The following is a 22098-nucleotide window of genomic DNA, read 5'->3' on the forward strand; positions in this document are numbered from 1 at the left end:
TTTCGCCGCTTAACAAGGCGTTAAATGCCTATGATGATAAAATTAAATTTGTTATAAACTTTATGCATCTAAACCAATAAGATAATTATTTATTAAGGACAATAATGAAGTATTTCGTATCTTTTTTTCTCACAACAATATTATTTATCTCAGTTAGTACAAATGCTGAACCGGCTAAAAAAGTATTAATTATTGCATCAAATATGATTGATATGGAGGATCCTAAAAAACATGATACGCGTAATAACTTATGGGAGGTAGCGCCGCCTTATCATATATTTGTCAGTCATGGTTTCGAAGTCGATTTTGTTTCACCTGATGGAGGAAAAGTTGAATTTATGATGGATCCTCTAGGTATCAGTAGCTACGCCATAAAATATGAAGGTTTCATAGACAAAATAAATAACTCTTTCACCCCAAAGAAAATTGAGTCGAGTAATTATTGGGGAGTATATGTTGGAGGTGGTTACGGCCCTTTATTTGATGTTGCTAATAACAAAGAAATACAATCGATAATTGCAAAAATATACGAATCAGGTGGAATTATTGGGGGAGGCGGACATGGAGCAGGTGCTTTTGCTAATGTTGTTTTATCTACGGGAGAGTTTCTTGTCAAAGGTAAAAAAGTTGCTGGCTTTCCAGATTCAACAGAAAGGTCTAAATTATGGACAAAACAAGGTTCTTTATTACCCTTTCTTGTTGAAAGTCAGTTAAATAAAAATGGTGCCATCGCCCAAAATAAACAAACCTTAAAAGATAAACACGAAGTTGTCATCGATCAACGAATTGTTTCAACAATGTTTTTACCTTCTGCGGCTCTTGTCGCTAAAGAAATGATAATATTAAACAAGTAGAAGCAGTACTCGTGATTATGAGTACTGATTTAAATTTTCGGATTAACATAAAATTTTATATTCAGTTAAGGAATTACTATGAATAATGATATTAAAGGGATTTGTCTTTTCTTGGGACTAATCGGTTTAGGTTATGTTGCTTTATTAATACTTGTCGCGTTGCTAACTGGCGCTAAAGTAATTAAAAGCATCATGTTTATTTCTATTTTTTCAACATTTCTAATTAGTTTAGGTTTAACTCCACAAGTTAAGAATCGTTTGTCCAATTACCTCAAGTCATTAAATTATAAAAAGTTCGTGTAAAGTACTGCTAACAAGACGCTCATCATATTGATTAGCCGTATTTCACAAATCATAAACGTAATAATATTTTAGTGAACAGTCTTAAAATTTTACATAGAGAGGGATCATGCATTACATATCTTTAATCTTAGTTATGCTTGTTGCGGTGGAGCATTTATATATTTTAGTCTTAGAGATGTTTCTCTGGCATAGACCTCGGACCCTTAAGATTTTTGGTATTCCTAAAGAAGAAGGGGAATTACTAAAAGTTATGGCTGCTAATCAAGGGCTATATAATGGATTTTTGGCCGCCGGACTTTTTTGGGGGCTATTACATTCAGACGATTTATTAGGACAACAAATACAAGTGTTCTTTTTGTTATGTGTAATTGTTGCAGCAATATATGGCGGCTTTACAGTTAAGAAATCAATATGGGCTATTCAGGGTTTACCGGCAATATTAGCAATACTAGCTGTGTTATTTAAATAAAGCACATAACAGGCAATCAGGTCGGATTCGTAACAGTTAGATCGTTTCGCTTCGCTCCATTGTAACCAACTATTACTCACCACTTATTACGGCGTTAAATAAATAATATGGTCGATCCACTGATAATAAAACACTCTGACATCAAAGTAGCTAATGCCGATTATAAAAGTTTATTTCTCAAGCACGGAAATATTTTGTTTGAGTTAAACATTGAAGAAAATAGAGAGCTTGTTCACGCTGTAAGCCAGTTTGAGCAATACACGGGTCAAGAACCTGATATCGACCAGAGAGAATGGATTAAGAAAAACATTACTCCGCTACCATCCCTTAAGCCTTTGGCAGTATTTATATTCCTGATTACACAGTGGCGAGCAACAACAATTGTAGGGAATGCAGAGTCACCAAATGATGGATATATATACGTCAGCATCACTACAGAAGGTTCAGGGCACTGAAATCACTTAACAAAGTAATGTTGCGGCGTTAACCGATACAAAATATAATCCCAAGTGTTAAGTGTCTTTAAAAGCGAATGCCTCAAATATGGCATAAGTTTGCATTAGCCGTGTTCAATTTATCCAAAGAGACAGCTCTAACAAGGTCGAAATAATGTGGTACAGATACAGATAAAAATTAAATATAAAAACGAAAGAGGTAACATAAAATAAATTTCAGGTCAGTTGTTAACTACTCAAATAAATAAAAGTTAATCCAACGTTTACAACATAATATATGGTTAGCTGCACGAGCAACCATGGAGTCAACATGAAATTTTCACCTATTAATTTCAACGAAAAATTCACAAAATTTTCTGAGCATTGGTCACCTCGTGTCATTGCTGAAATGAATGAATACCAATTTAAATTAGTTAAAGTAGCCGGTGAATTTGTTTGGCACGATCACCCGGAAACTGACGAAGTGTTTATTGTTATTGAAGGCTGCCTTACTATTGAATTTCGTGATGGTATAGTTTCGCTAGAGTCAGGTGAAATGTTTGTTATTCCAAAAGGTGTAGAGCATAAACCCTCTGCTAGCAGCGAGTGTAAAATTATGATTGTGGAACCCAAGGGTGTTGTTAATACCGGCGATACGGGTGGTGACCTTACGGCTAAAAATGATCTCTGGGTTTGAAGCGCAGCTAAAATTAATGCTACTGGTTACTACTCATTCCTCACTAATTTTAGCCTCTTATTATGATATAGGTATTTTTATGGATAGAAATCAGTATTCTCACCGAGCTATTTATTTGGTTTCTCTCATGGATTGTACTAAGTACTGGTTTTATACCACTGAAACTATCGTTTTAAAATCAGATTATTAAGAGAGTTTAATAATCCGAAATTCAGTTTTGACGTTTTCAATAAAATAGAGTCTACGTAAAAAAAGCTATTCAAAAGGTAAACCGAAGCTTAGCATTATCTCTAGGTTTTGTTTTTAGAGCTTTTGTACACGCTTAACCAGCCAGCTTACATTTGTTTATCAATACGTACTGTGCCATTGGCGAGATAAATCATGCGAACCGGGTCTTTTGACTGAAATAGCATACGATGGTCTAGGTCTTGTATCACCATGTATTCATCACCGTTATTAACTTTGATCATTAGCTCGACTAACAGTAGGGTTTTTTCTTGATATTTAGGGTTTCTATCATGACTGATTGAACCACCAATAATAGCGCCTAATATTGTTGCTACGCCGCGGCCACTACCGCTACCAAATTGATTGCCTATTGCACCACCAATTAACGCACCACCAAAGGTTTTCCAACCTTGGTTTTTATCTTGAATCAACTCCTGTTCGGTAATATTTCGTACCGATAACACCTGACCAAATAAAACTTTTTCAACCGGCACAGCTTTATTGCGCTCATAATCAGCATTAGCCAAAGGGATCAATGCCAACCAGAAAATTAACGCTAGCGTGATTGTTTTCATTTTGCTCTCCTTTATTTATTAAATATAAGGTAATAAATAGAGTGTAATAAATAGCGTGTGATAAATAGCACTTGAAGTATAGCGTCTATGAACGTGCTGCTTTTTACCACACTATCTATTTTTTAAGCAGCACGCTCAAGGTCTCTAAAACTATCTCACTTTAACGCTTACCAACCCACTGATTCTTTAGCTTTCGTTTTACGAATTTCGGTTTCATCGGCCCATTCAACTAAACCACTTTCAAGATCCATTAAACGTAAAGTGAATTTATAGTAAACATCAGACTTATCTTGGTTGCTTTTAACGATACTCGATAAGTTACCGTATAACATATATTGCGCACCAATTTGACGGCCAAACTGTGACGCTGTGTTTGGGTCAACCATGCCGCCGTCATGTTGAAATTTTAATTGCTCACGTGCCGCTTCTACTCGACCCATATCTACAAAACGGAACTTGCCAGAACGCAAAAGCTTAGTAGAAATGGAGTCGGTGATTGACTCGGTATCAATATGCTCACTGGTTTTATTTTTTAAGTGTTCAACAAACATTACTGGGCGGGTATTTTGCGTTAATGTGCCCACTACTGGTGACAATAATAACGAGTCGGTCATTTGGGCAGCAACCTTTTGTAAGTCCGTTGAACCAAAGTTAATATCGGTAGTTTCTACCGCGGTGGCATCGCCATAGCGAACCACCGCTTTATTAGCACAACCCGCGGCGAATACTAGGGTTAAGCCGAGTGTTGTTACCAATGCTAATTTATTCATAATGCTATTCCTTAACGATTAATATTTATATGCTTTTTCAGGGATTGCACGAACATAAACATTAAATGTACTGACATTAATATTCGGCGCTAATCCGGCTAAAGTGGTGGATTGTTTTCCGTGTAATTCCAATGGTATCCAGGGTGTTTTTCCGGCTTCAATAACAAAGCCTGCTTCGTCAAACCAATTGAAATGATATTGTAATTTTTGTGATTTTTCATAACGGCTAGTCAAGGTTAAGTTGACTTGTAATAAGCCATTGTTTTTGCGCGACTTAACGTCGCTAATCACGATTTTTCTCGCTAAATCAGCGTTTTGTACTTCAAGGTGTTTACTAAAGTCATCACCTTGGGTCATGGCACTGGTGCCTGTGCCAGAGGTCACAGGAGGCTTATTATTCGCACAGCCGGTGGTAATAAAAACGCTCACTAATATCACCGATAAACAGCCGGTAATATTTTGGACCATGCTGGTCATATTTTTACTATTGAACATACTCCCTCCTAATGCATTAGTTATTTATAAATTTATCGCTTGATAACCAGTATAGCTACCGATAGCAGAAAAATTAATTAAGGTGATTCTATTTGGCTGCACGTCAACTTCAATGTTTTTTTGTTGTCCATTTAGCTGCACTTGTAATACTTGCTTACCAGCGGGTAAATTCATCCGCACAATATCCACTTGATCGGGCAAGGTTGACCAACTTCGAGTATCTGCTCTTTCTGAGGCAATATTGTAAATACTGGCTAAAATATTACCGACATCGCCCGCCTCTCGACTCAATTTTTGTCGCATTTGTTCTTTCGCAACAACGCGAACGACTTGTCGGGTCAGTAGTGCGGGTAATTGGTCTTGTAAATTTTTCGCAGCTAACGATTGAATACGAACAATTTCATTCGACAAATAGCTTTGGTCTTGGCTTTTAAAGGTAAGTTTACTGTGCTTTGGTAAAGTCTCTTGATACACAGGTAAAGAAAAACTGAAAAACTTTAAGCCGCTGTTGCTTCGACCTACTGGCAGATTTAAGCCAATATCTTGCTTACTATTGACAATGTTTTGCTCAATAAACACAACGACTTGCCCTTGCTCTTTTGACGTTTGTGCTTGATATTTTCCAAAACGTTGTTGCAAGCCCACTAAGTCGTCTTGCATACCTAACTTAGCGGCTAAGCGTAAAACATCTTGTTGCAAGTAATGGTTCTCTGGGTATATTTCTATAGCACGCTTATAATCTATGTAAGCGTCATTTAGCTCGCCACTGGCTTCATATAAGATGCCAGAAAGATAAAAGGTAAAGGCATTTTGAAAACCATTTTTCACTTGACCAATCGCACTTGCCATACTTGGATAACCACTATAGAGGCTATCTGTGGTCATGCCTGAGTTATTAAGCTCATTTTGCGCTTGATAAACTTCGTTTTTATAAGCTTTAAGTGCCTTCTCTTGCACTAAATTTGCTCGACGTATCTCAACTAACGCGCCAACTAAATCATGTTGAAATAAGTAATTTAGCGCCTGATAACTATGCAGCATAGTTTGTTCATAATAAGGCACTTGATAAGAAGTCGCATTGTCGTTACTGACGACTGCGCTTAAATTTTCAAAGCCTTTACTGATTTGAATTTTTGCCTTGTTAGCTTGTTCTTCAATCTCAATATAGGCTTGAGCAAAGCTTTTTTGGCTAGCTTGCCAATCGGCGGCTAAAAACTCTAAGCGCCCTCTTTCAAGTAAATTTAAGACGTAACTGTTATTACTTTGAGCACGTTCACCTAGTAGATTTTGCGCTTTAACAAATTCACCTTGGCGTTGGGCCGCTTTCACGGGCTTCATTTGGCTATTATAACCCTGAAAAAGATCAGTGAGCTCAAATGATGCACAGCCAGATAAAGTTGTGATAGTAATGCTGACAACCATATTGACAACAATGCGCTTAGGGAGGAAGTTGATCATAAGAGTTAATTTATTTCCATAACATTTACTTACTACGGGTATTTGTCTCACTATATATTTATCTCATTATATATGAACAAGTTTATGTATATTTATCTCATTATATATGAACGAGTTTATGAACGTTATTAACTCTTTTAGTTGCAAATAAAAATAGTCTTATTTGAGAAGGGTAGCAATACTTACTTTGTTGTTAAATTGTAAAAAGAGGTAAGAAACTTATCTCAAGACTCTAAAATCACTGCATTCTAAGTATCACATTATCGACTAGCGAGTATGTCTGCATCTAACCATGAGAGTGAATAATTCAAGGCTAATTGACTGATACCGTCCTAGGGTTTTGGGTGAGAAGCTTGTCACATAAACTTGCAAAGTTATCACCTTTGCAAGCGGCTTGACCTTTACAGGCATCTTCAGTCGCAATAAAGTTATTATGACCATTATACTGATTTGACACCGCAACAGTGTGCCATTTCAACAGTATTATTTGCTACTGCTGTTTTATTTGATGTTTTAACTGATACCGCTGTTGCAGCCCATTAAAGCTGCAACAGCTAGTGCAATTGCCGCACCTTAAAATTTAGTTTTTGGTATCTTGATTCATTATATTGATATCTTTGTAAGTTATTTATGCGTTTGGTAATACTTTTCGTTTAAACCAGTAATCAAGGCTGACATAGCGCCCGCCACCGATAAAAAACAGTGCCAATAGCATAATAAAATAAGTCGCTGCGAACTCAATACCGTTATTTAAAATAGTAATATTGCCGCTGCTGGTAAGCCACTCGTAGTTACCGTGTTCTTGCAAAATAGAAACAATCATTTCTTTTTTCTCAACGCTTGCCTCTACTCGCTCGTTAGCAAATGGTGCATTAGCATCTGCAATCGCTTGCCAGCCATATTGTCCGTGCACAGATGTCATCGCTATAAACATAGTAAACATCAAAGGCACAGCTATTAGGCGCACGCCTAAGCCAAGTAATAAGGCAATAGCACCAATAACTTCAGCACCTACGGCTAAAATGGCCATAATATAAGGAAAGGGTAAACCTAAGCCCCAATCGTCATTACCAAACCATTGCACAATATTATCAAAACCATCTATTTTAGTGGTACCCGCCATCCAAAAAATAGGCACCAAATACAAACGCAATAATAATGGCGCAAGAAAATCCAATTTTTTTGTTGAATTTAATATGTCATAACTTTTTTCCAATATTGCTTTAATCATGCTTTCTTCCTATTTTTTTAAGCGTAACGATTAACTTCATTTTACATTACCCATTTATTGCCAAAATAATTCATTGGTTCTATAGCTTTAATTCGACATCACAGGAGCTGCATAATTGGTAACTCCATAATTTGACCCGATAAGTTGTAAAAATATTTCATTATTTTTAGTTGAGGTATGATTAAAATATAGTTAATAATTTTTTTGAAATATAAATGCAGTTTATCGGTTCAACATAACGCAAAGGCTTTAATAACTATTTTAAATAGCGATGTAAGCACTTAATGATTTAATGTAACAGACTGAAGTTAACTGTAAAAAACAGCCTGTCATTTTATGTCTAGGTGATTTTACCTGGCGCCTAAAAAGTAAACAAATGACACTTAAGTCTGTGAAATAATAAATTCATTAAATAAAAAAATTTATTATTTCATCAAAAAGACAAGTTACCGTTTTAGGAGGATTTAGGGCTTAACAATGAATAACGGGCAATAATAACCGCTAGATATTTGCCCAGAAGGAGCTATGAACACACATATTGCAAGAGTAAGCTTGATTGGTCTGGCAATATGCTGTGTTCACTAACGCGATAGTAGGCGCTTATAAGGTTAACATAGTAACTGTTTGGCTTGGCTAGTTATAAGGTTTCAACTGCTGCCAGTGCTTGAGTAAACTCAGGCAGTTCTAACTCCAAACACTCATCATTTTCTTGCCAATTAATACCGATAATAACGCCATCTTCGAGTAAGTCTTCAATCCAGAATTCCATCCAATCAGCTAACGTAATAGCCGCAGGTATATAATCAGCCCACTCTTCAATACAATGACTTTTGGCCAGTGCTTGTGTTGACCAAAGTGGCATAACTTCAGTATTTTCAAAGTTAATTGAATCAAGTACCACCCAATCTTCGCTGTTTTTATCTTGTAACGCCCAAATTATTTGTGTTTCTTTAACTTGATTTAAAAATGACTTCAGTGTTTTTTCAATGCTCATTGCTTTTATTACCCTAATTACGTTTTTACCATTATACCAAGTGAATTAAATCTAAAGATATGACTTTGTTGTTACAGGTAAGTATTGCTCTGAAATTGCCACACATGAGTTACTTAAAAAGCTTTATACCTATTAAATTCACCATCTGTTAAGCTGCAGAGATGAGTAACTTAAGTAACAGAATAATCATTGAAAATTGAAATCGTAAATAATATTTCAGCTATAGCTGAACAAGACTGGCAACGGCTAAATCGACAGCCATCGGTGTTTTCAAATTATCAATTTCTCCAGTGTTTAGAAACGAGTGGCTCGGTTAGTGGTGCTCAAGGTTGGCAACCTCATCACTTACAACTGCGTGATAACGATAAAAATGAAATTAACGCTATTCTGCCCATGTACGTTAAATCTCATTCATGGGGAGAATATGTTTTTGATTGGGCATGGGCCGAAGCCTATGAAAAGCATAATATGCCCTACTACCCTAAATTAGTCGCTACCACGCCTTTTACGCCGGTCACTAGCCATAAATTATTATCTAACCATGTTGGCCTTGCTGATGTTTTCGAGGTATTAACACACCATTGCCAACATAAAAACTTAAATAGCTGGCACTTATTATATTGCTTACCAACACAGCAAAAGTCTGATGATGTTTACCAACGTAACACGGTGCAATTTCATTGGCTAAACTATAACTACCGTGACTTTGACGATTTCCTCTCACGCTTCACCGCCAGAAAAAGAAAAAACACTCGCAAAGAGCGTCTTTCAATGGCGCAACAAAACATTGAGATTAGACGCGTTACCGGTAAAGATATTAGTGAAAAAGAACTTGAGTTTTTCTATTTAACTTATCAGCTAACTTATTTAAAACGTGGACATACACCACATTTATCGTTTAATTTTTTTAAGTCAATAGTAGAAAAGTTACCTGAGCATATCTTGTTGATCATCGCTAACTGTAACGGCGAAGACATCGCCTGTGCTTGGTTCTTTTTTGACGACAAGCATTTATATGGTCGCTATTGGGGTTGCACGAAGAGCTACAACAATTTACATTTTGAATTGTGTTACTACCAAGGCATAGATTTTTGTATTGAAAATAAACTGAGCTTATTTCACCCAGGTACCCAAGGTGAACATAAAATAGCCCGAGGCTTTGAACCTAAGCTAACCACGTCATATCATTGGATCAAACATGCGGGTTTTAAACCTGCTATCAAAGCCTTTTGTTTGCAAGAGCAGCAACAAATGCGTACTTATCAAGCGCAGTGCCAAGCACTACTGCCTTATAAATTAAACGATGAAAACGGTTAGCCACGCTAGTCATCATATGAGTAAAGAACTGAGTGAAAAATTGAGTAAACAACCATGAACAAACCCTTCTCCCAAGCCTGTGAAAACAATAAAGTCGCTATTTTAGCTGCGCTAGCTGATAGCTTTAGCGCCAGTAAAACTGTGTTAGAGGTCGGTTCAGGCTCTGGCCAACATGCGGTATTTTTTGCGCCCAACATGCCGTGGTTAAGTTGGCAGACCAGCGATATATTAATAAATCATCAAGGCATTAGCCAATGGTTAAGAGAATATCCTGCCGGTAACTTACTTCCCCCTATTAAACTTGATCTCAACCATCCTTGGCCAATTGAAAAAATTGACGCCATATACACAGCGAATACCTTGCACATTATTAGCTGGCCATTAGTGCAAGCATTTTTTAGTGGTGTATCACAACATTTAAATCAACAGGGTAAATGTTGTGTTTATGGGCCATTTAATTATCAAGGCCAGTACACAAGCGAGAGTAATGCCGGTTTTGATATCTGGTTAAAAGAGCGTGATAGCCAAAGTGCTATTCGCGATATTGAGGCAATAATGGCCTTAGCGCAGAGTGTCGGTTTATCGCTAGAAAATGATCATGCTATGCCAGCAAACAATCGCTTATTAGTCTTTCAAAAGCTGGGGTAATTCATTTATCTGCTAAGGGTATTAGTATTAAAACCATGATTGTTAAAAATATTGTTGTTAAACCCGTTATGGTTAAAAATACACTACGTTGAGCTAGTTATGGACAAACTGACCATGGATAGGCTAAGCGCAATAAAAACTACAGCGCTTGAACTGCAAAGACTTTTACCTATGGGTTTGGAGCTCAAAACAGGAGAGGAATACAAAATGAGTCAGAGAAAAGATACTGACTAGAATATAAATTAGTGGTCAGTTTTACTTGACCACTACGCAGGATGCTCTAAGTCTTCATCATTTTTCATAAATGCTATCTTTTAACGACAAAACTTGGTGTTTCGTCGAAATAACTGAGCAATAGTCAGCTGAAAACAAATTAATTCAAAATCACTAGTCTGGAACTTTCACCGAAATTTCAATTGATTTAGCATCACCCACAAGCCACTTTTGTAAATAGATACTACCCATAGCTTCAGCCTTGCCTGGCTCAGCTACTTCTTTAAAACGGATACTATTTTTGTTTTCTTTCTCAAAAACAAGTTTAACCTTAACTTCTGGCATTTTATCTCCCCTTCGATGACTTAGCTTTACGCTAGATTTAATCGTGCCACTAACCATGTGGCAATATCACGGATTTGTGTTGGATGAACACTATGCGCCATCGGATAAGTTTGCCATTTTACTGGGTAGTTTTTCGCATTAAGTAAGGTATTAGCCATTTTACCTGCACTTAAAGGCACAACATCGTCATTATCGCCGTGTTGTTGCAAAATTTCTGTATCGCTATTTGCCGCACTTAGTTGCTCGGGTAATGCATCAGCGTTAGGTAAATAGCATGATAACGCCATAATGCCTGCAAGCTTTTCAGGGTAACGCAAGCCGGTAAACATGCTCATCACGCCGCCTTGGCTAAAGCCCGCTAAAATAATATTGTTTGCAGGTATACCCGCTGTAACTTGCTCGGCAATTAAGGCTCGAATTTTGACTTCAGACTTAAGTACACCGTCCATATCAGCACGGTTATGTAAATCCATACTTTTTATGTCATACCATGAACGCATGACATGGCCTTGGTTAATAGTCACTGCTTGCTCTGGCGCATGTGGAAACACAAAGCGTACCGCGTGGTTTTTAGGCAAACCTAGTTCTGGCACAATAGGCGAAAATCCTGCACCAGAGTCTCCTAAGCCATGTAACCAGATAACACAGGCTGTGGCGGGTGAAGTAGGTTCTATGGTAATACGTTCTAATGGAACAGCTGACATGTGTCTCTCTTTATAGTCTTTACGTGAAAAATTCCAATATCATAACGCTTCTATAGCGTAATTAAAATATGCTCATGTGTGAGAAAATAATAATTTTTTCGGACGCTATTTTTTAGCTAGGTATTTAAATCCATGATTTTTATTGATCCTATGACCCAACAGCCATAAAGTAGCGGTACAAATGGATTAAACACAGCCAGAAAGCCCATGGACGAAGGAATAAATACCCACAAATGATAGTCCCCAAAAAAAGCTTAATTACACTTGCCCTTGTACTAAGCACTATTATAACTAGCCTCTTTTTGGTCTATTTTGCCCGCGTTGCTATTGTAAAAAATTTTAGTAATGATGAATTGGCGTTATATGACGCAAAAATTACTTGTCTAGACTTTCACCTCACAACAGATTTAAAGCTGGCGATAAATCACTTATGCCTGCAAACACCGAAAGCAGACATCAATATTGAAGATATGGTAATAACCTTGGCATTAGCTGCTGAGCAAAAAATTCAACGCATCGATATTGCTTCAATAACGGTCAAAGGCACAGCAGACTTACTGACTCTATTCAAAAGTAGCCCGAAAAAAAATAACCCAGCAAGGTTAACAGAACAGCTAAACACTTATTTAACGCAACTTGCACAGCTTAAGTTACCTTTTAATATTCAGGTGGCAGCGATAAGTTATTCGCCTTTTTCGCCGAAAAATAGCAGTACAATAAATAACAGTAATGCCACAAAAAAAGCACCTTATATAGGCCAGTTTTCAGTTAGTGAAAATACCCTAGGGTTTTCACTAAAAGATCTTCAGCATAGCGTTTTATTATCTGTTGATTTATCGACTAACCCGCATAAAAAAGCACCCTTGGCCTTAAAAATATCGGGTCAGTTAACCCCCTTAAAACAGTTTTTATTCGCACATAAACTGCCACTAGCACCGGCAATAGTAAAATCTTTAGGCTCGCTTAACACTAGCGGTGAATTTTATAGCTTATTAAATTATCAAGCAGGACAATTAACCTTAGACGGGCAATTAAAAGATTTTTCACTTGCTGCTGCTCAAGGTGTTAAAGCGAGTGGACCCTTTGAACTCTCGGGCACGCTTAATCTGCACAGCAAAATTAACTTAAACACGGTTAACTTAAATACAGCTAATTTAAGCACGTCTAACTTAAGCAAAAAAACCTCAAAAAAAGAAGATAAAGCGCTTAACAGCCCTGCTGAACTTGAAGTTGAATTTCAACATAACAACAGTTTGCAGCTGCAATATAGTCAGCCTCACCTGATTGATTACTTAAACAACAACGCGCTATCGCCTTTACTCATCACGCTACTAAAAGACAACCCCGTTGAGCAATTAGCCTTTCAGCCAAAGGGCAGATTAGCTTTTAACCTAAACGACCAAGAGTTGTCGTTATCTGGCATAGCAATCAAGGCAGAAAGTGCTCAGCAAGTGCATCAACTGAACTTAGATAATATGGCCTTCAACCTAAAGCATTATCTCAACGTTGACCCAAGTCGCAACAATAATCCAGTAACAGAAGACCCAGTAAAAGAAAGTCCATTAATGGCTCAACTAAATTTTAAACTTGATAGCCCACTGTTACTCTCAAGCATTAATAATTTCACTTATGCACCGGTTATAGTCAAGCTGCAAGGTTCTCTTAGCCAAAGCCACGCGCAAACAATCATAAACCTTGATGAAAACTCATCGTTTACTAGCAACAAGATCGCCATGTCGACAAAGCAAAAAACAACGAATAAAAAGCTATTCTCGATTAAACAGTTAACCACGAAAGTACAAGGCAGTGTAGAAATACACCACCCGATTCAACAACAAACCGCTTTGCAAAGTCAAAACCCTGTAAAAGTTAACAATAAGGCGAAAATACCAGGTAAGCGTGCCATTAACTTAAATGTAAAAGTGCAAAGTCAGGCTGAAAAATTGCGTGTGGGTAAAATGATTACAGTCAAAAAATTAGCGCTAAGCAGCACTATTGCCGGTAATTTAAATAACATTGAAATAAATGCTACAGCCACTGCCGATAATGTAGCGCTAGGAAATTTAACAATATCGGGCGCAGTAGATAAACCTAACATCGCATTAACGGCTGAAGAGCTTCAGTTAACTGACCTGCTTGCTCTAAATATTGAATTACCAACAAAAATAGCCTTAGTTGAAGGCACATTGAGCTACAGCGTAAAAGGTCAGGTAAATGATTTAACAGATTTTGAAAAAACACCACTAGCCATATCAATAGCAATGAAATCAGTCAGCGGTGAAGTAGATGGCATTTGGCTACAAGAGCTTAATTGGCAGCAAAATTTTCAATTTTTAGCGGGCAAGTTAACCACGCCACATGATGTCTCTAATGATCGAAAAGAAAACCTCACGATTGCATTGATAGATATCCCAACACCAATATCAAAACTCTCCGTTAACACCGCTTTTAGTTATGAAAAAGACTTTACAATATCAGCGTCAAAAATCAAAGGTAATATCTTAGGCGGTAGCTTTGCCATTCCAAAAATTCAATGGCCGCTTGAGCATGGTCATTCAGTTGACGTTCAGCTAACTAGTATAGACTTAGAGCAAGTGTTGGCGCTAGACAAAAAGCAAGGTATTGTAGTAACCGGCAACATCTCAGGCCAGTTGCCTATTAGTTATGATGGCGAAAAATATACTATCGGAAAAGGCGAACTGCATAATGTGACTAATGGCCTTATTCAAGTGATGAATAATCCGGCGGTAGCTGAGCTAAAAGCGAATAACAGCCAGTTAAAGTTAGCGTTTGATGCCCTGCAGAACTTACACTATCATCAGTTGTCTTCTGATATTTCAATGGCAGATGACGGCTATATGTTATTAAAAACCGTGATCAAAGGCCGAAATCCAGACATCGACAACGATGTGAATCTGAACTTGAACTTAAGCTATGACTTATTAGGCTTGCTTGAATCAATGTCAATTACCGAAAAATTTGAAGAACGTATTATCAAAGGGTTACAAAAAAATAAGGAGTAAATATGAATAAAATACTAACCACAGTGTTAGCTATTTTTATAATCAGTGGCTGTACACATAAAATAGAAGTTAGCGCTAAAGAACCGATCACGATTAATTTAAATTTAAAAATTGATCATGAAATCAGGGTAAAAGTCGATAAACAACTTGATGACATTTTTAGTGCCGATAGCGACGTATTTTAAGGAGTAATTATGAATAACTTATCTAATAGATTAACTCATAAATTAACAAGTAAAAAATCTAATAACATGACCAACAACATAGTTAAAAAATTAACTTGTGCGCTGCTAGCTGTAACCATGACATTTTCCGCATGGGCTATTTCACTAGACGACGCCAAGCAACAAGGCTTGATTGGCGAAATGCAAAACGGTTACTTAGGCCTAGTGGTAGAGGACGTTGAAGCGCAAAGCTTAGTGGCAAATGTTAACGAAAAACGTAAAAGTATTTACCTTAACCTAGCGCGTAAAAATAACATCACCATGGCGCAAGTCACCGCACTAGCCGCTGAAAAAGCCTTAAATAAAACTCAGACCGGCCATTTTATTCAAAATGCTGCTGGGCAGTGGGTAAAAAAATAACCTGATAACAAAATTGCTTACAAAGTCAAAAAAAATAGCAATGTAAAGAGGGGTAAAATAAGCCCCTCTTCTTTAACCTCAGTTCAACTAAATTAAACTCAATTCACCTCTGCAACTTTAGCCTAATCTAGCTAGCAACCGCCTGTAACATCAAAAATCGCCCTACTTTTATTTTCAATTATCATTTACGCATTAGCTCTCGCTAGTTCTCAGTAGAATTAATTACTTACAACTAAAACACATCAAGACTCTCAGTTGATTTTAATCAAAATAAAATAGGTAATATGTAGCCTTTTATAAAAATAATTGTCAAAATACGTATTAGAAACTTAACTGAGAAATTAATTTATGACTTTCTTTAATCATCTTCGTTATACAAAAGTTATACAAAACAGAATTTATTAAAATTATTTAGACCTAAACAAGGAATTAGCAATGAAAGCATTTAAAATTTCTCTACTCGCAGCCCTTATTAGCTCACCACTAGCTGCTGAAACTATTGATAAAACATGGGAACTTGGCGTCTTTGGCGATTACATAAAATCGAGTACTAACAAAGAAGCAAGAATGGATTGGGACCAAATTGAGGCCGGTAAATCCATCGGTATCGATTTACAAAAAATTATTAATGACTACTGGAATGTGCGCGTTGAAATTGCAAGAACTCGCTATGACGTAAACAACGGTACTGATAAGGATTACGGCACTCGTGGAGGCGTTGACGCTATTTACAAACTAGAAGATAGCGACTTATATATGTTTGCTGGCGTAAAACGCTTTAGTAATGTGAGAAGCTACAATGCAGTAAATATTGGTGCCGGTTATAACTTTGAGGTTAACGACCGTTTATCTTTTTACAGTGAAGCCGCTATTTATAAAGATGTTGATTATGGTTATATCGATCAGGGTGTAAAATTAGGCCTTAAATATGCCTTTGGCGATGTTAAGCAAGCACCCGTAAGCATCAAACCTACAGTAGCAGCAGTGCCTGCTGTTGTAGCAAAAGCTTTAGACAGTGACAACGATGGTGTTAGTGATAACATTGATCGCTGTACTGACACCCCTGTGACCGTGAAAGTAGATTCTATGGGCTGTACTTTATATTCTGAACAGGCGGTTGAAATTAAGCTTAATATTGCCTTTGCTAATAACAGCTCTATTGTTGAGCCTGCATTAGTCGATGATATTCAACGATTAGCTGATTTTATGAAAGAATATACTAATACTTCAGTTGAAATTGAAGGACACACTTCTATTACAGGTACTGCCGACTATAACTTAATGATGTCGAAAAAACGTGCAGAATCAGTAAAAAGCATCCTGGTAAACAAGTTCAATATTGACGCTAGTCGATTAACGACTAAAGGCTATGGTCAAACTCAATTATTATCAACAGATAATACCATTGCTGCCCATAAGTTAAATCGTCGTGTTGTTGCAAAAATCGCCACAAGCGTAAAAGAAGTAGTCACTAAAGACTAGTTATTCGCTTATGACTGAGAACAAAATTATTTTAATCACTTTGTTCTCAAATTAGCCACGACATGTAGGCCTATAGCCAAGCCACTTCAATAAGTATAATCTTGCTACTTGTGATGGTTTGGCTGTATATTTATTAAGATCAAAAGCATATATTGAAGGAAATGCATAAGTCTACCCTAGACTTTATTAACAAAAACATTCAAACTAACGCTAACTCATCATCTTACCCCGTACGTAAAAAAGAAGAAGAAGAAAAAATAATATCGGCTCCTGCTGCAACACCCATCAAGCTCAAAACTGCTGATAAACACAAAGATTAATGCGTATTTTTAGTTTTTACTGGGCCAAGTCTTGTTTATATTTAAACTCTCAAAAACTCTCAAAAACTGTAAATTGGTTAGCTATCAGCAAGTTTTCAACATCAACTACAGCTCTTTCAATTTAGCTCATCAATACTCTAAAAAAATCTGAGTAATATTGCCAATATTTTCACTATCGTTATTCCCTCATTAGTACATTAACTTCGTTTTATAGCTGATGTCTTTTTAATCGATCCATAAGAAATTTTAAAACGCTATTTTGACTAATGACTAAGATTAAAAACCAATATAAATTAAAAGCCTGAAATTTATTACTTTTAATCTAGGTCTAGACTGACATAACATTTTTAATAAGTTCATAATCAAGCATGATTAATAACAAAAATATTAATAACAATATTTTAGGTACTCTCAAATGAAATACAGTTTAATAGCCCTTAGTATGCACTTTATTTTTCACGCTCATATAGCCATTGCTGAAGAAGCTAAGGAAACTGATGTTGAAGTTATTGAAGTTGCAGGTCAACGCATTATTAATCATGGTTTTTCGCCCAAAAACACCAAAATAAATGGGCCATTTGGCGATGACTTAGGCTTAGCTGATATTGCGCGTTCTATGACGCCTATTACTAGCGCCATGATGGAACAATTAAACATAACTGACTTGCAAGATATTTTAGCCGTAACGCCTAACAGCTACTCAGCCAGTGGTTTTGGTGCGCCAAGCTTACCTACTTTACGTGGTCAATTAGGCGAGCTTTTTCAAGACGGTATGCGTCGCCAAGCCGGAAATAACGGCTTTGGTGTACCACTTTCTTTTAATTCTGTCGAGCAGCTTGATGTAATAAAAGGTGCGCCACCGGTGTTATTTGGTAGTAGCCAACGTAACGGTGGTTTTGTTAATTTACAATCTAAACGCGCATCAACTGAAAAAAGTGCTGCAAAAGTAAAGTTGACTGCTGGGCGATGGGATCAATACAGTGCACAACTTGATATAGGTGCGCCAATTGTTGAGGGTGAGAGTGGTTTTAGAGTCAGCGCCGAGCACATTGATAATGGCAGCTTTTATGATTACTCAAGCTTTAAAAGTGACAGCTTTTACGCCGCCTTTCGTTTATTGCCTGATAACCAAAGCACGTGGGATATTAACCTTGAATTATACCAAGTTGAATTTACCGACAATGCTGGCATTAATAGGCCAACACAAGCGCTAATCGACAGCGGCTTATATATTACCGGCCAAGGCGTACAACCTAATGGTAGCCTTATACCCGGCGCTGGAGCAGTAATTTCACCAACCGGACAAGTACAAATTAGCCGTAGTACGGTATTAACCGATCCTGATAATGAAAACGAAGCTAACACTTTTTTATTACACAGCATCTACACCCGCGAACTAAGCAGCCAAACACAATTAAAAAATAGCACTTATTATCAACATTTAACCCGTGATGAAATTGCTCAAAATAGCTTTGTGGAAATTATAGATGCTGCCGATACCGCGCAAAACCGACTTGAGCTAAGTCATGATTGGAACAATCAGCAACAAACCATTCTCGCTTTTGATGTCCGTTATAATAAAGTGCGCGGTTATAGCCAATTTACCACCGAAGCTGATGACCCTATTGATTTAACTGGCCCTGTTGAGGGCCGCCGCATTCCCCTAACAGTAGAACAACAAGCTAGACTTGTGGAGTTGCGCCCCGGTGTATTTGTTTCACCCGGTGGTCAGTATGATGTCAATAATGACAACCTTGGTGACTATTCGTTATCAGATACTACCGACTCTACCAGCTGGCAAACGGGCTTTGCCATTCAACAAGACAGTCAATGGAGCGATCGTCTAAGAACAAACTTTGGTTATCGTATTGATTTTTATGATGTACAAGCACGAGATCCTATTGCACCTGCGGGACAAAAAGCGGCACAAGATAGTATTAATAAAACCTTACATTCAGGCCAAGCCAGCGTTAATTACAAGCTAAATGCTGACTTAACTGTTTATGCTGCAACGAGTTATAACGAAGCAACTTCAAATAGCATGGCCGGTGGTAATTCATTAGGCGCTGATAACTTAATTAATACACAGAACTTTGCCACTGAAAATACGCTCAATGAAGTGGGCATTAAATATATACCCGACAACAGCGCTTGGTATATTGACGGAGCATTGTTTAATCAGCGTCGTAGCTTACGTAATCGCGACGGCAGTAACACAGGCATAAAAACTAAAGGTGTTGAACTGCAAGTGTTTTATGATGCCGCGCCCTATTGGTTTAACATAGGTTACAGTTATCTTGATGCTCGTTATGATAATTCTGCCAGTAGTCAAAGTTCGTCGCAAATTGCTGATGCCTTTGATAATTCTCGTCCCGATATTATTCAAGGTACTAGCGTAGGAGCACCAAACTTCACGGCTTTTCCTCGTTCTAATAGACGTGTACAAGGCATACCAGAGCAATCATTAAGTATTAATGGTGGCCTTTATATTACAGAGTCTTGGCAAGCAGGCTTTGCGGCATTATATACCTCAAGTTACCCACTAGATTTTTTAGCAACAGTCAACATACGCGATCAATACACCTTAGGTCTTAACACCAGTTACCGAATTGGCGAGCACACTAAATTGCGTTTCGATATCGATAATGTCACGAATCAAAAGAATTGGCGGCCAGTATTTGAAGGCGGATATTTTGGTTCAACCTTGGTTTTTCCTGAATTACCTATCAATGCCAAATTCACAATACAGCACAGTTTTTAAGGACAGTTTTTATGTTTAAGAAGTTATTATTATTCGTTATCGCCATCACACTGGTGGCATTGTTTTTTTATTTTGATCTCAATAGGTTACTTACTTTAGAGGGATTAAAAGCCTCAATGGCGCAATTTGGCCAGTGGCGCGAACAATCGCCATTATTGGTTATTGGGGGCTTTTTTACCCTTTACGTTTTAGTCGCTGCGCTGTCATTACCTGGCGCTGCCATTTTAACCTTGGCTTCAGGCGCTTTGTTTGGCTTAGCCCAAGGCTTGGTTATTGCCTCATTTGCCTCTAGCCTTGGTGCATTATTAGCCTTCTTGGTCTCACGTTATCTACTGCGCGATACCATTAAGGCTAAATTTCCTGAACGCTTAAAAGCCATTGATGCTGGTGTAAAAAAAGAAGGGGCATTTTATCTGTTCACCTTACGTTTAGTACCTGTTTTTCCTTTCTTTTTAGTTAATTTATTAATGGCGGTTACCGGTATTAAAGCCTGGACGTTTTATTGGGTCAGCCAAATAGGCATGTTTTTAGGCACCATGGTTTATGTTAACGCAGGTACGCAATTAGCTGAAATAGAGAGCTTGTCAGGTATATTATCACCTAAGCTTATTTTATCTTTTGTATTACTCGGTCTTTTACCCCTTATTGCTAAAACTATCATTAACAAAATAAAACAACGTCAAGTCTATAAAAAATGGCAAAAACCAAAAAGTTTTGATCGTAACTTAATTGTTATCGGTGCCGGCGCTGGTGGTTTAGTCACCAGTTATATTGCGGCGGCAGTAAAAGCAAAAGTAACGTTAATTGAAGCCGGCGAAATGGGCGGCGACTGTTTAAATTATGGTTGTGTTCCTAGTAAGGCAATCATTAAAAGTGCAAAAATAGTCGATCAAATTAAACATGGTGAACACTATGGTTTAGAGAACGCGACCCCAGAGTTTTCTTTTAAGAAAGTCATGGCACGTGTTCATCAAGTGATTGCCGATATTGCGCCACACGACAGTGTTGAACGTTACACGGACTTAGGTGTTGAAGTCACTAAAGGTTACGCTAAGCTAACCAACCCGTGGACTGTAGAAATTAAACTTAACGATGGTAGCACGCAAACACTAACGGCCCGCAGTATTGTTATTGCCACTGGTGCGCGTCCATTTGTACCACAGCTACCGGGTATTGAAACCAGTGGTTATGTTACTAGTGACACCTTGTGGACAGAATTTGCCAAACTTGATAGCGCACCGAAAAAATTAGTGGTATTAGGCGGCGGTCCTATTGGTAGTGAACTTGCACAAAGTTTCGCTCGTTTAGGCTCACAAGTGATACAAATTGAAATGGCTGAGCGCATCATGATCAGGGAAGACCTTGAAGTCTCTGAATTTGCTAGTCAGTCATTACAAAAAAGTGGCGTGAATATTTTAACTTCTCACCAAGCTTTACGTTGTGAACAACGTGACGGTAAAAAATTCATCATTGTGAAAAACCTTAAGCACGAACAAGGTACAGATCAAGAAGAAGAAATAGCTATTGAATACGACCAGTTATTATGTGCTGTTGGCCGTTCTGCTCGCTTAGAAGGCTACGGTCTTGAAGAGTTAGGTATAGAAACTAACCGTACCATTCAAACCAATGAATATTTAGAAACTTTATACCCTAATATCTTTGCCGCTGGTGACATTGTTGGTCCTTATCAGTTTACCCATGTTGCCGCTCATCAAGGTTGGTATGCCGCAGTTAATGCATTATTTGGCACCTTTAAGAAATTTAAAGTCGATTACCGCGTTATTCCATGGGCAACATTTATTGACCCTGAGGTTGCACGTGTCGGTATTAATGAACAAGAAGCTATTGAACAAGGTATCGATTATGAAATTACCCGATATGACTTTGAAGAGTTAGACCGAGCAATTACTGACAGTGCGGCCAATGGTTTTATTAAAGTGATCACACCAAAAGGTAAAGATACAATACTGGGTGTCACTATTGTCTCTGAACATGCTGGTGATTTAATCGCTGAGTTCGTATTGGCAATGAAGCATGGCTTAGGCTTAAACAAAATTTTAGGCACGATTCACAGCTACCCAACGTGGGCTGAAGGCAATAAATACGCAGCAGGTGAGTGGAAACGTAACCATGCACCAGAAACCGTTTTAAGCTGGTTAGAGAAATTCCACACCTGGAGAAGAGGTTAATACC

The 22098-nt window shown here is 37.7% G+C and carries 22 protein-coding genes; 14 read left to right on the plus strand and 8 right to left on the minus strand.

The genetic code is table 11. The annotated features are described in order from the left end of the window. Window positions 1-104: 104 nt before the first annotated feature. The 5 genes from H4J59_RS04615 (at window position 105) to H4J59_RS04635 (ending at window position 2757) form a co-directional block, all read left to right on the plus strand. Entirely contained in the window at window positions 105-854 is a 750-nt protein-coding gene (locus H4J59_RS04615) for a type 1 glutamine amidotransferase domain-containing protein (RefSeq protein ID WP_182237209.1), read from the plus strand. A 78-nt stretch (window positions 855-932) separates the two neighbouring features. After that, window positions 933-1157: a hypothetical protein gene (locus tag H4J59_RS04620; protein ID WP_182237211.1), complete on the plus strand. Its 225-nt coding sequence runs from the start codon at window positions 933-935 to the stop codon at window positions 1155-1157. A gap of 106 nt (window positions 1158-1263) precedes the next feature. Beyond that, the gene (locus H4J59_RS04625; RefSeq protein ID WP_182237213.1) at window positions 1264-1626 is read left to right on the plus strand and encodes a DUF1304 domain-containing protein; all 363 of its coding nucleotides are present in this window, start codon (window positions 1264-1266) and stop codon (window positions 1624-1626) included. A 107-nt stretch (window positions 1627-1733) separates the two neighbouring features. Beyond that, a complete protein-coding gene (locus H4J59_RS04630; protein ID WP_182237215.1) occupies window positions 1734-2081 on the plus strand; it encodes a hypothetical protein in 348 nt (115 codons plus the stop codon). A 310-nt stretch (window positions 2082-2391) separates the two neighbouring features. Next, window positions 2392-2757, plus strand: coding sequence for a cupin domain-containing protein (locus H4J59_RS04635; RefSeq protein ID WP_182237217.1), 366 nt, complete (start codon window positions 2392-2394; stop codon window positions 2755-2757). A gap of 335 nt (window positions 2758-3092) precedes the next feature. On the opposite strand, the gene H4J59_RS04640 is transcribed toward H4J59_RS04635, so the two are convergent. The 6 genes from H4J59_RS04640 to H4J59_RS04665 all read right to left on the minus strand — a co-directional run bounded on the left by H4J59_RS04640 (window position 3093) and on the right by H4J59_RS04665 (window position 8508). Continuing rightward, window positions 3093-3560 (minus strand): glycine zipper 2TM domain-containing protein, encoded by a 468-nt coding sequence (locus H4J59_RS04640; RefSeq protein ID WP_182237219.1) that lies wholly within the window; start codon window positions 3558-3560, stop codon window positions 3093-3095. 167 nt (window positions 3561-3727) lie between these two features. Then, window positions 3728-4330 carry a penicillin-binding protein activator LpoB gene (gene lpoB / locus H4J59_RS04645; protein WP_182237221.1) on the minus strand — a complete coding sequence of 201 codons (603 nt, stop codon included), beginning with the start codon at window positions 4328-4330 and terminating at the stop codon, window positions 3728-3730. An 18-nt stretch (window positions 4331-4348) separates the two neighbouring features. Continuing rightward, window positions 4349-4825, minus strand: coding sequence for a YcfL family protein (locus tag H4J59_RS04650; protein WP_259369386.1), 477 nt, complete (start codon window positions 4823-4825; stop codon window positions 4349-4351). A 24-nt stretch (window positions 4826-4849) separates the two neighbouring features. Continuing rightward, window positions 4850-6283 (minus strand): COG3014 family protein, encoded by a 1434-nt coding sequence (locus H4J59_RS04655; protein WP_259369387.1) that lies wholly within the window; start codon window positions 6281-6283, stop codon window positions 4850-4852. A 628-nt stretch (window positions 6284-6911) separates the two neighbouring features. Beyond that, entirely contained in the window at window positions 6912-7514 is a 603-nt protein-coding gene (locus tag H4J59_RS04660) for a DoxX family protein (RefSeq protein WP_182237223.1), read from the minus strand. Between the two features lie 637 nt (window positions 7515-8151). Continuing rightward, entirely contained in the window at window positions 8152-8508 is a 357-nt protein-coding gene (locus tag H4J59_RS04665) for a DUF2750 domain-containing protein (protein ID WP_182237225.1), read from the minus strand. Between the two features lie 189 nt (window positions 8509-8697). Here H4J59_RS04665 and H4J59_RS04670 point away from each other — a divergent pair, with 189 nt between their 5' ends. Together H4J59_RS04670 and H4J59_RS04675 are read left to right on the plus strand one after the other, a co-directional pair. Continuing rightward, window positions 8698-9825 (plus strand): GNAT family N-acetyltransferase, encoded by a 1128-nt coding sequence (locus H4J59_RS04670; RefSeq protein ID WP_182237227.1) that lies wholly within the window; start codon window positions 8698-8700, stop codon window positions 9823-9825. Between the two features lie 54 nt (window positions 9826-9879). After that, entirely contained in the window at window positions 9880-10473 is a 594-nt protein-coding gene (locus tag H4J59_RS04675; protein ID WP_182237229.1) for a DUF938 domain-containing protein, read from the plus strand. A gap of 387 nt (window positions 10474-10860) precedes the next feature. Here H4J59_RS04675 and H4J59_RS04680 read toward each other — a convergent pair whose 3' ends face one another. Both H4J59_RS04680 and H4J59_RS04685 read right to left on the minus strand, forming a co-directional pair. Continuing rightward, the gene (locus tag H4J59_RS04680) at window positions 10861-11031 is read right to left on the minus strand and encodes a hypothetical protein (protein WP_182135332.1); all 171 of its coding nucleotides are present in this window, start codon (window positions 11029-11031) and stop codon (window positions 10861-10863) included. 26 nt (window positions 11032-11057) lie between these two features. Continuing rightward, on the minus strand, window positions 11058-11735 hold the full coding sequence (locus H4J59_RS04685) for an alpha/beta hydrolase (RefSeq protein WP_182237231.1): 678 nt from the start codon (window positions 11733-11735) through the stop codon (window positions 11058-11060). Between the two features lie 233 nt (window positions 11736-11968). On the opposite strand from H4J59_RS04685, the gene H4J59_RS04690 reads away from it, so the two are divergent. The 7 genes from H4J59_RS04690 to H4J59_RS04720 all read left to right on the plus strand — a co-directional run bounded on the left by H4J59_RS04690 (window position 11969) and on the right by H4J59_RS04720 (window position 22094). Next, a complete protein-coding gene (locus H4J59_RS04690) occupies window positions 11969-14758 on the plus strand; it encodes a YdbH domain-containing protein (RefSeq protein WP_182237233.1) in 2790 nt (929 codons plus the stop codon). A gap of 2 nt (window positions 14759-14760) precedes the next feature. After that, window positions 14761-14943 carry a YnbE family lipoprotein gene (locus tag H4J59_RS04695; RefSeq protein WP_182237235.1) on the plus strand — a complete coding sequence of 61 codons (183 nt, stop codon included), beginning with the start codon at window positions 14761-14763 and terminating at the stop codon, window positions 14941-14943. Between the two features lie 66 nt (window positions 14944-15009). Next, window positions 15010-15342 (plus strand): YdbL family protein, encoded by a 333-nt coding sequence (locus tag H4J59_RS04700; protein WP_182237550.1) that lies wholly within the window; start codon window positions 15010-15012, stop codon window positions 15340-15342. 435 nt (window positions 15343-15777) lie between these two features. Then, the gene (locus H4J59_RS04705; protein WP_182237237.1) at window positions 15778-16824 is read left to right on the plus strand and encodes an OmpA family protein; all 1047 of its coding nucleotides are present in this window, start codon (window positions 15778-15780) and stop codon (window positions 16822-16824) included. Window positions 16825-16985: 161 nt separating this feature from the next. Further along, window positions 16986-17144, plus strand: coding sequence for a hypothetical protein (locus H4J59_RS04710; protein ID WP_182237239.1), 159 nt, complete (start codon window positions 16986-16988; stop codon window positions 17142-17144). A gap of 415 nt (window positions 17145-17559) precedes the next feature. Continuing rightward, entirely contained in the window at window positions 17560-19905 is a 2346-nt protein-coding gene (locus tag H4J59_RS04715; protein WP_182237241.1) for a TonB-dependent siderophore receptor, read from the plus strand. 11 nt (window positions 19906-19916) lie between these two features. Beyond that, window positions 19917-22094 carry an FAD-dependent oxidoreductase gene (locus H4J59_RS04720; RefSeq protein ID WP_182237243.1) on the plus strand — a complete coding sequence of 726 codons (2178 nt, stop codon included), beginning with the start codon at window positions 19917-19919 and terminating at the stop codon, window positions 22092-22094. The last annotated feature ends 4 nt before the right edge of the window (window positions 22095-22098 follow it).

Origin of the sequence: Colwellia sp. MB02u-10, assembly GCF_014077185.1 — a bacterium.
Classification (GTDB): domain Bacteria; phylum Pseudomonadota; class Gammaproteobacteria; order Enterobacterales; family Alteromonadaceae; genus Cognaticolwellia.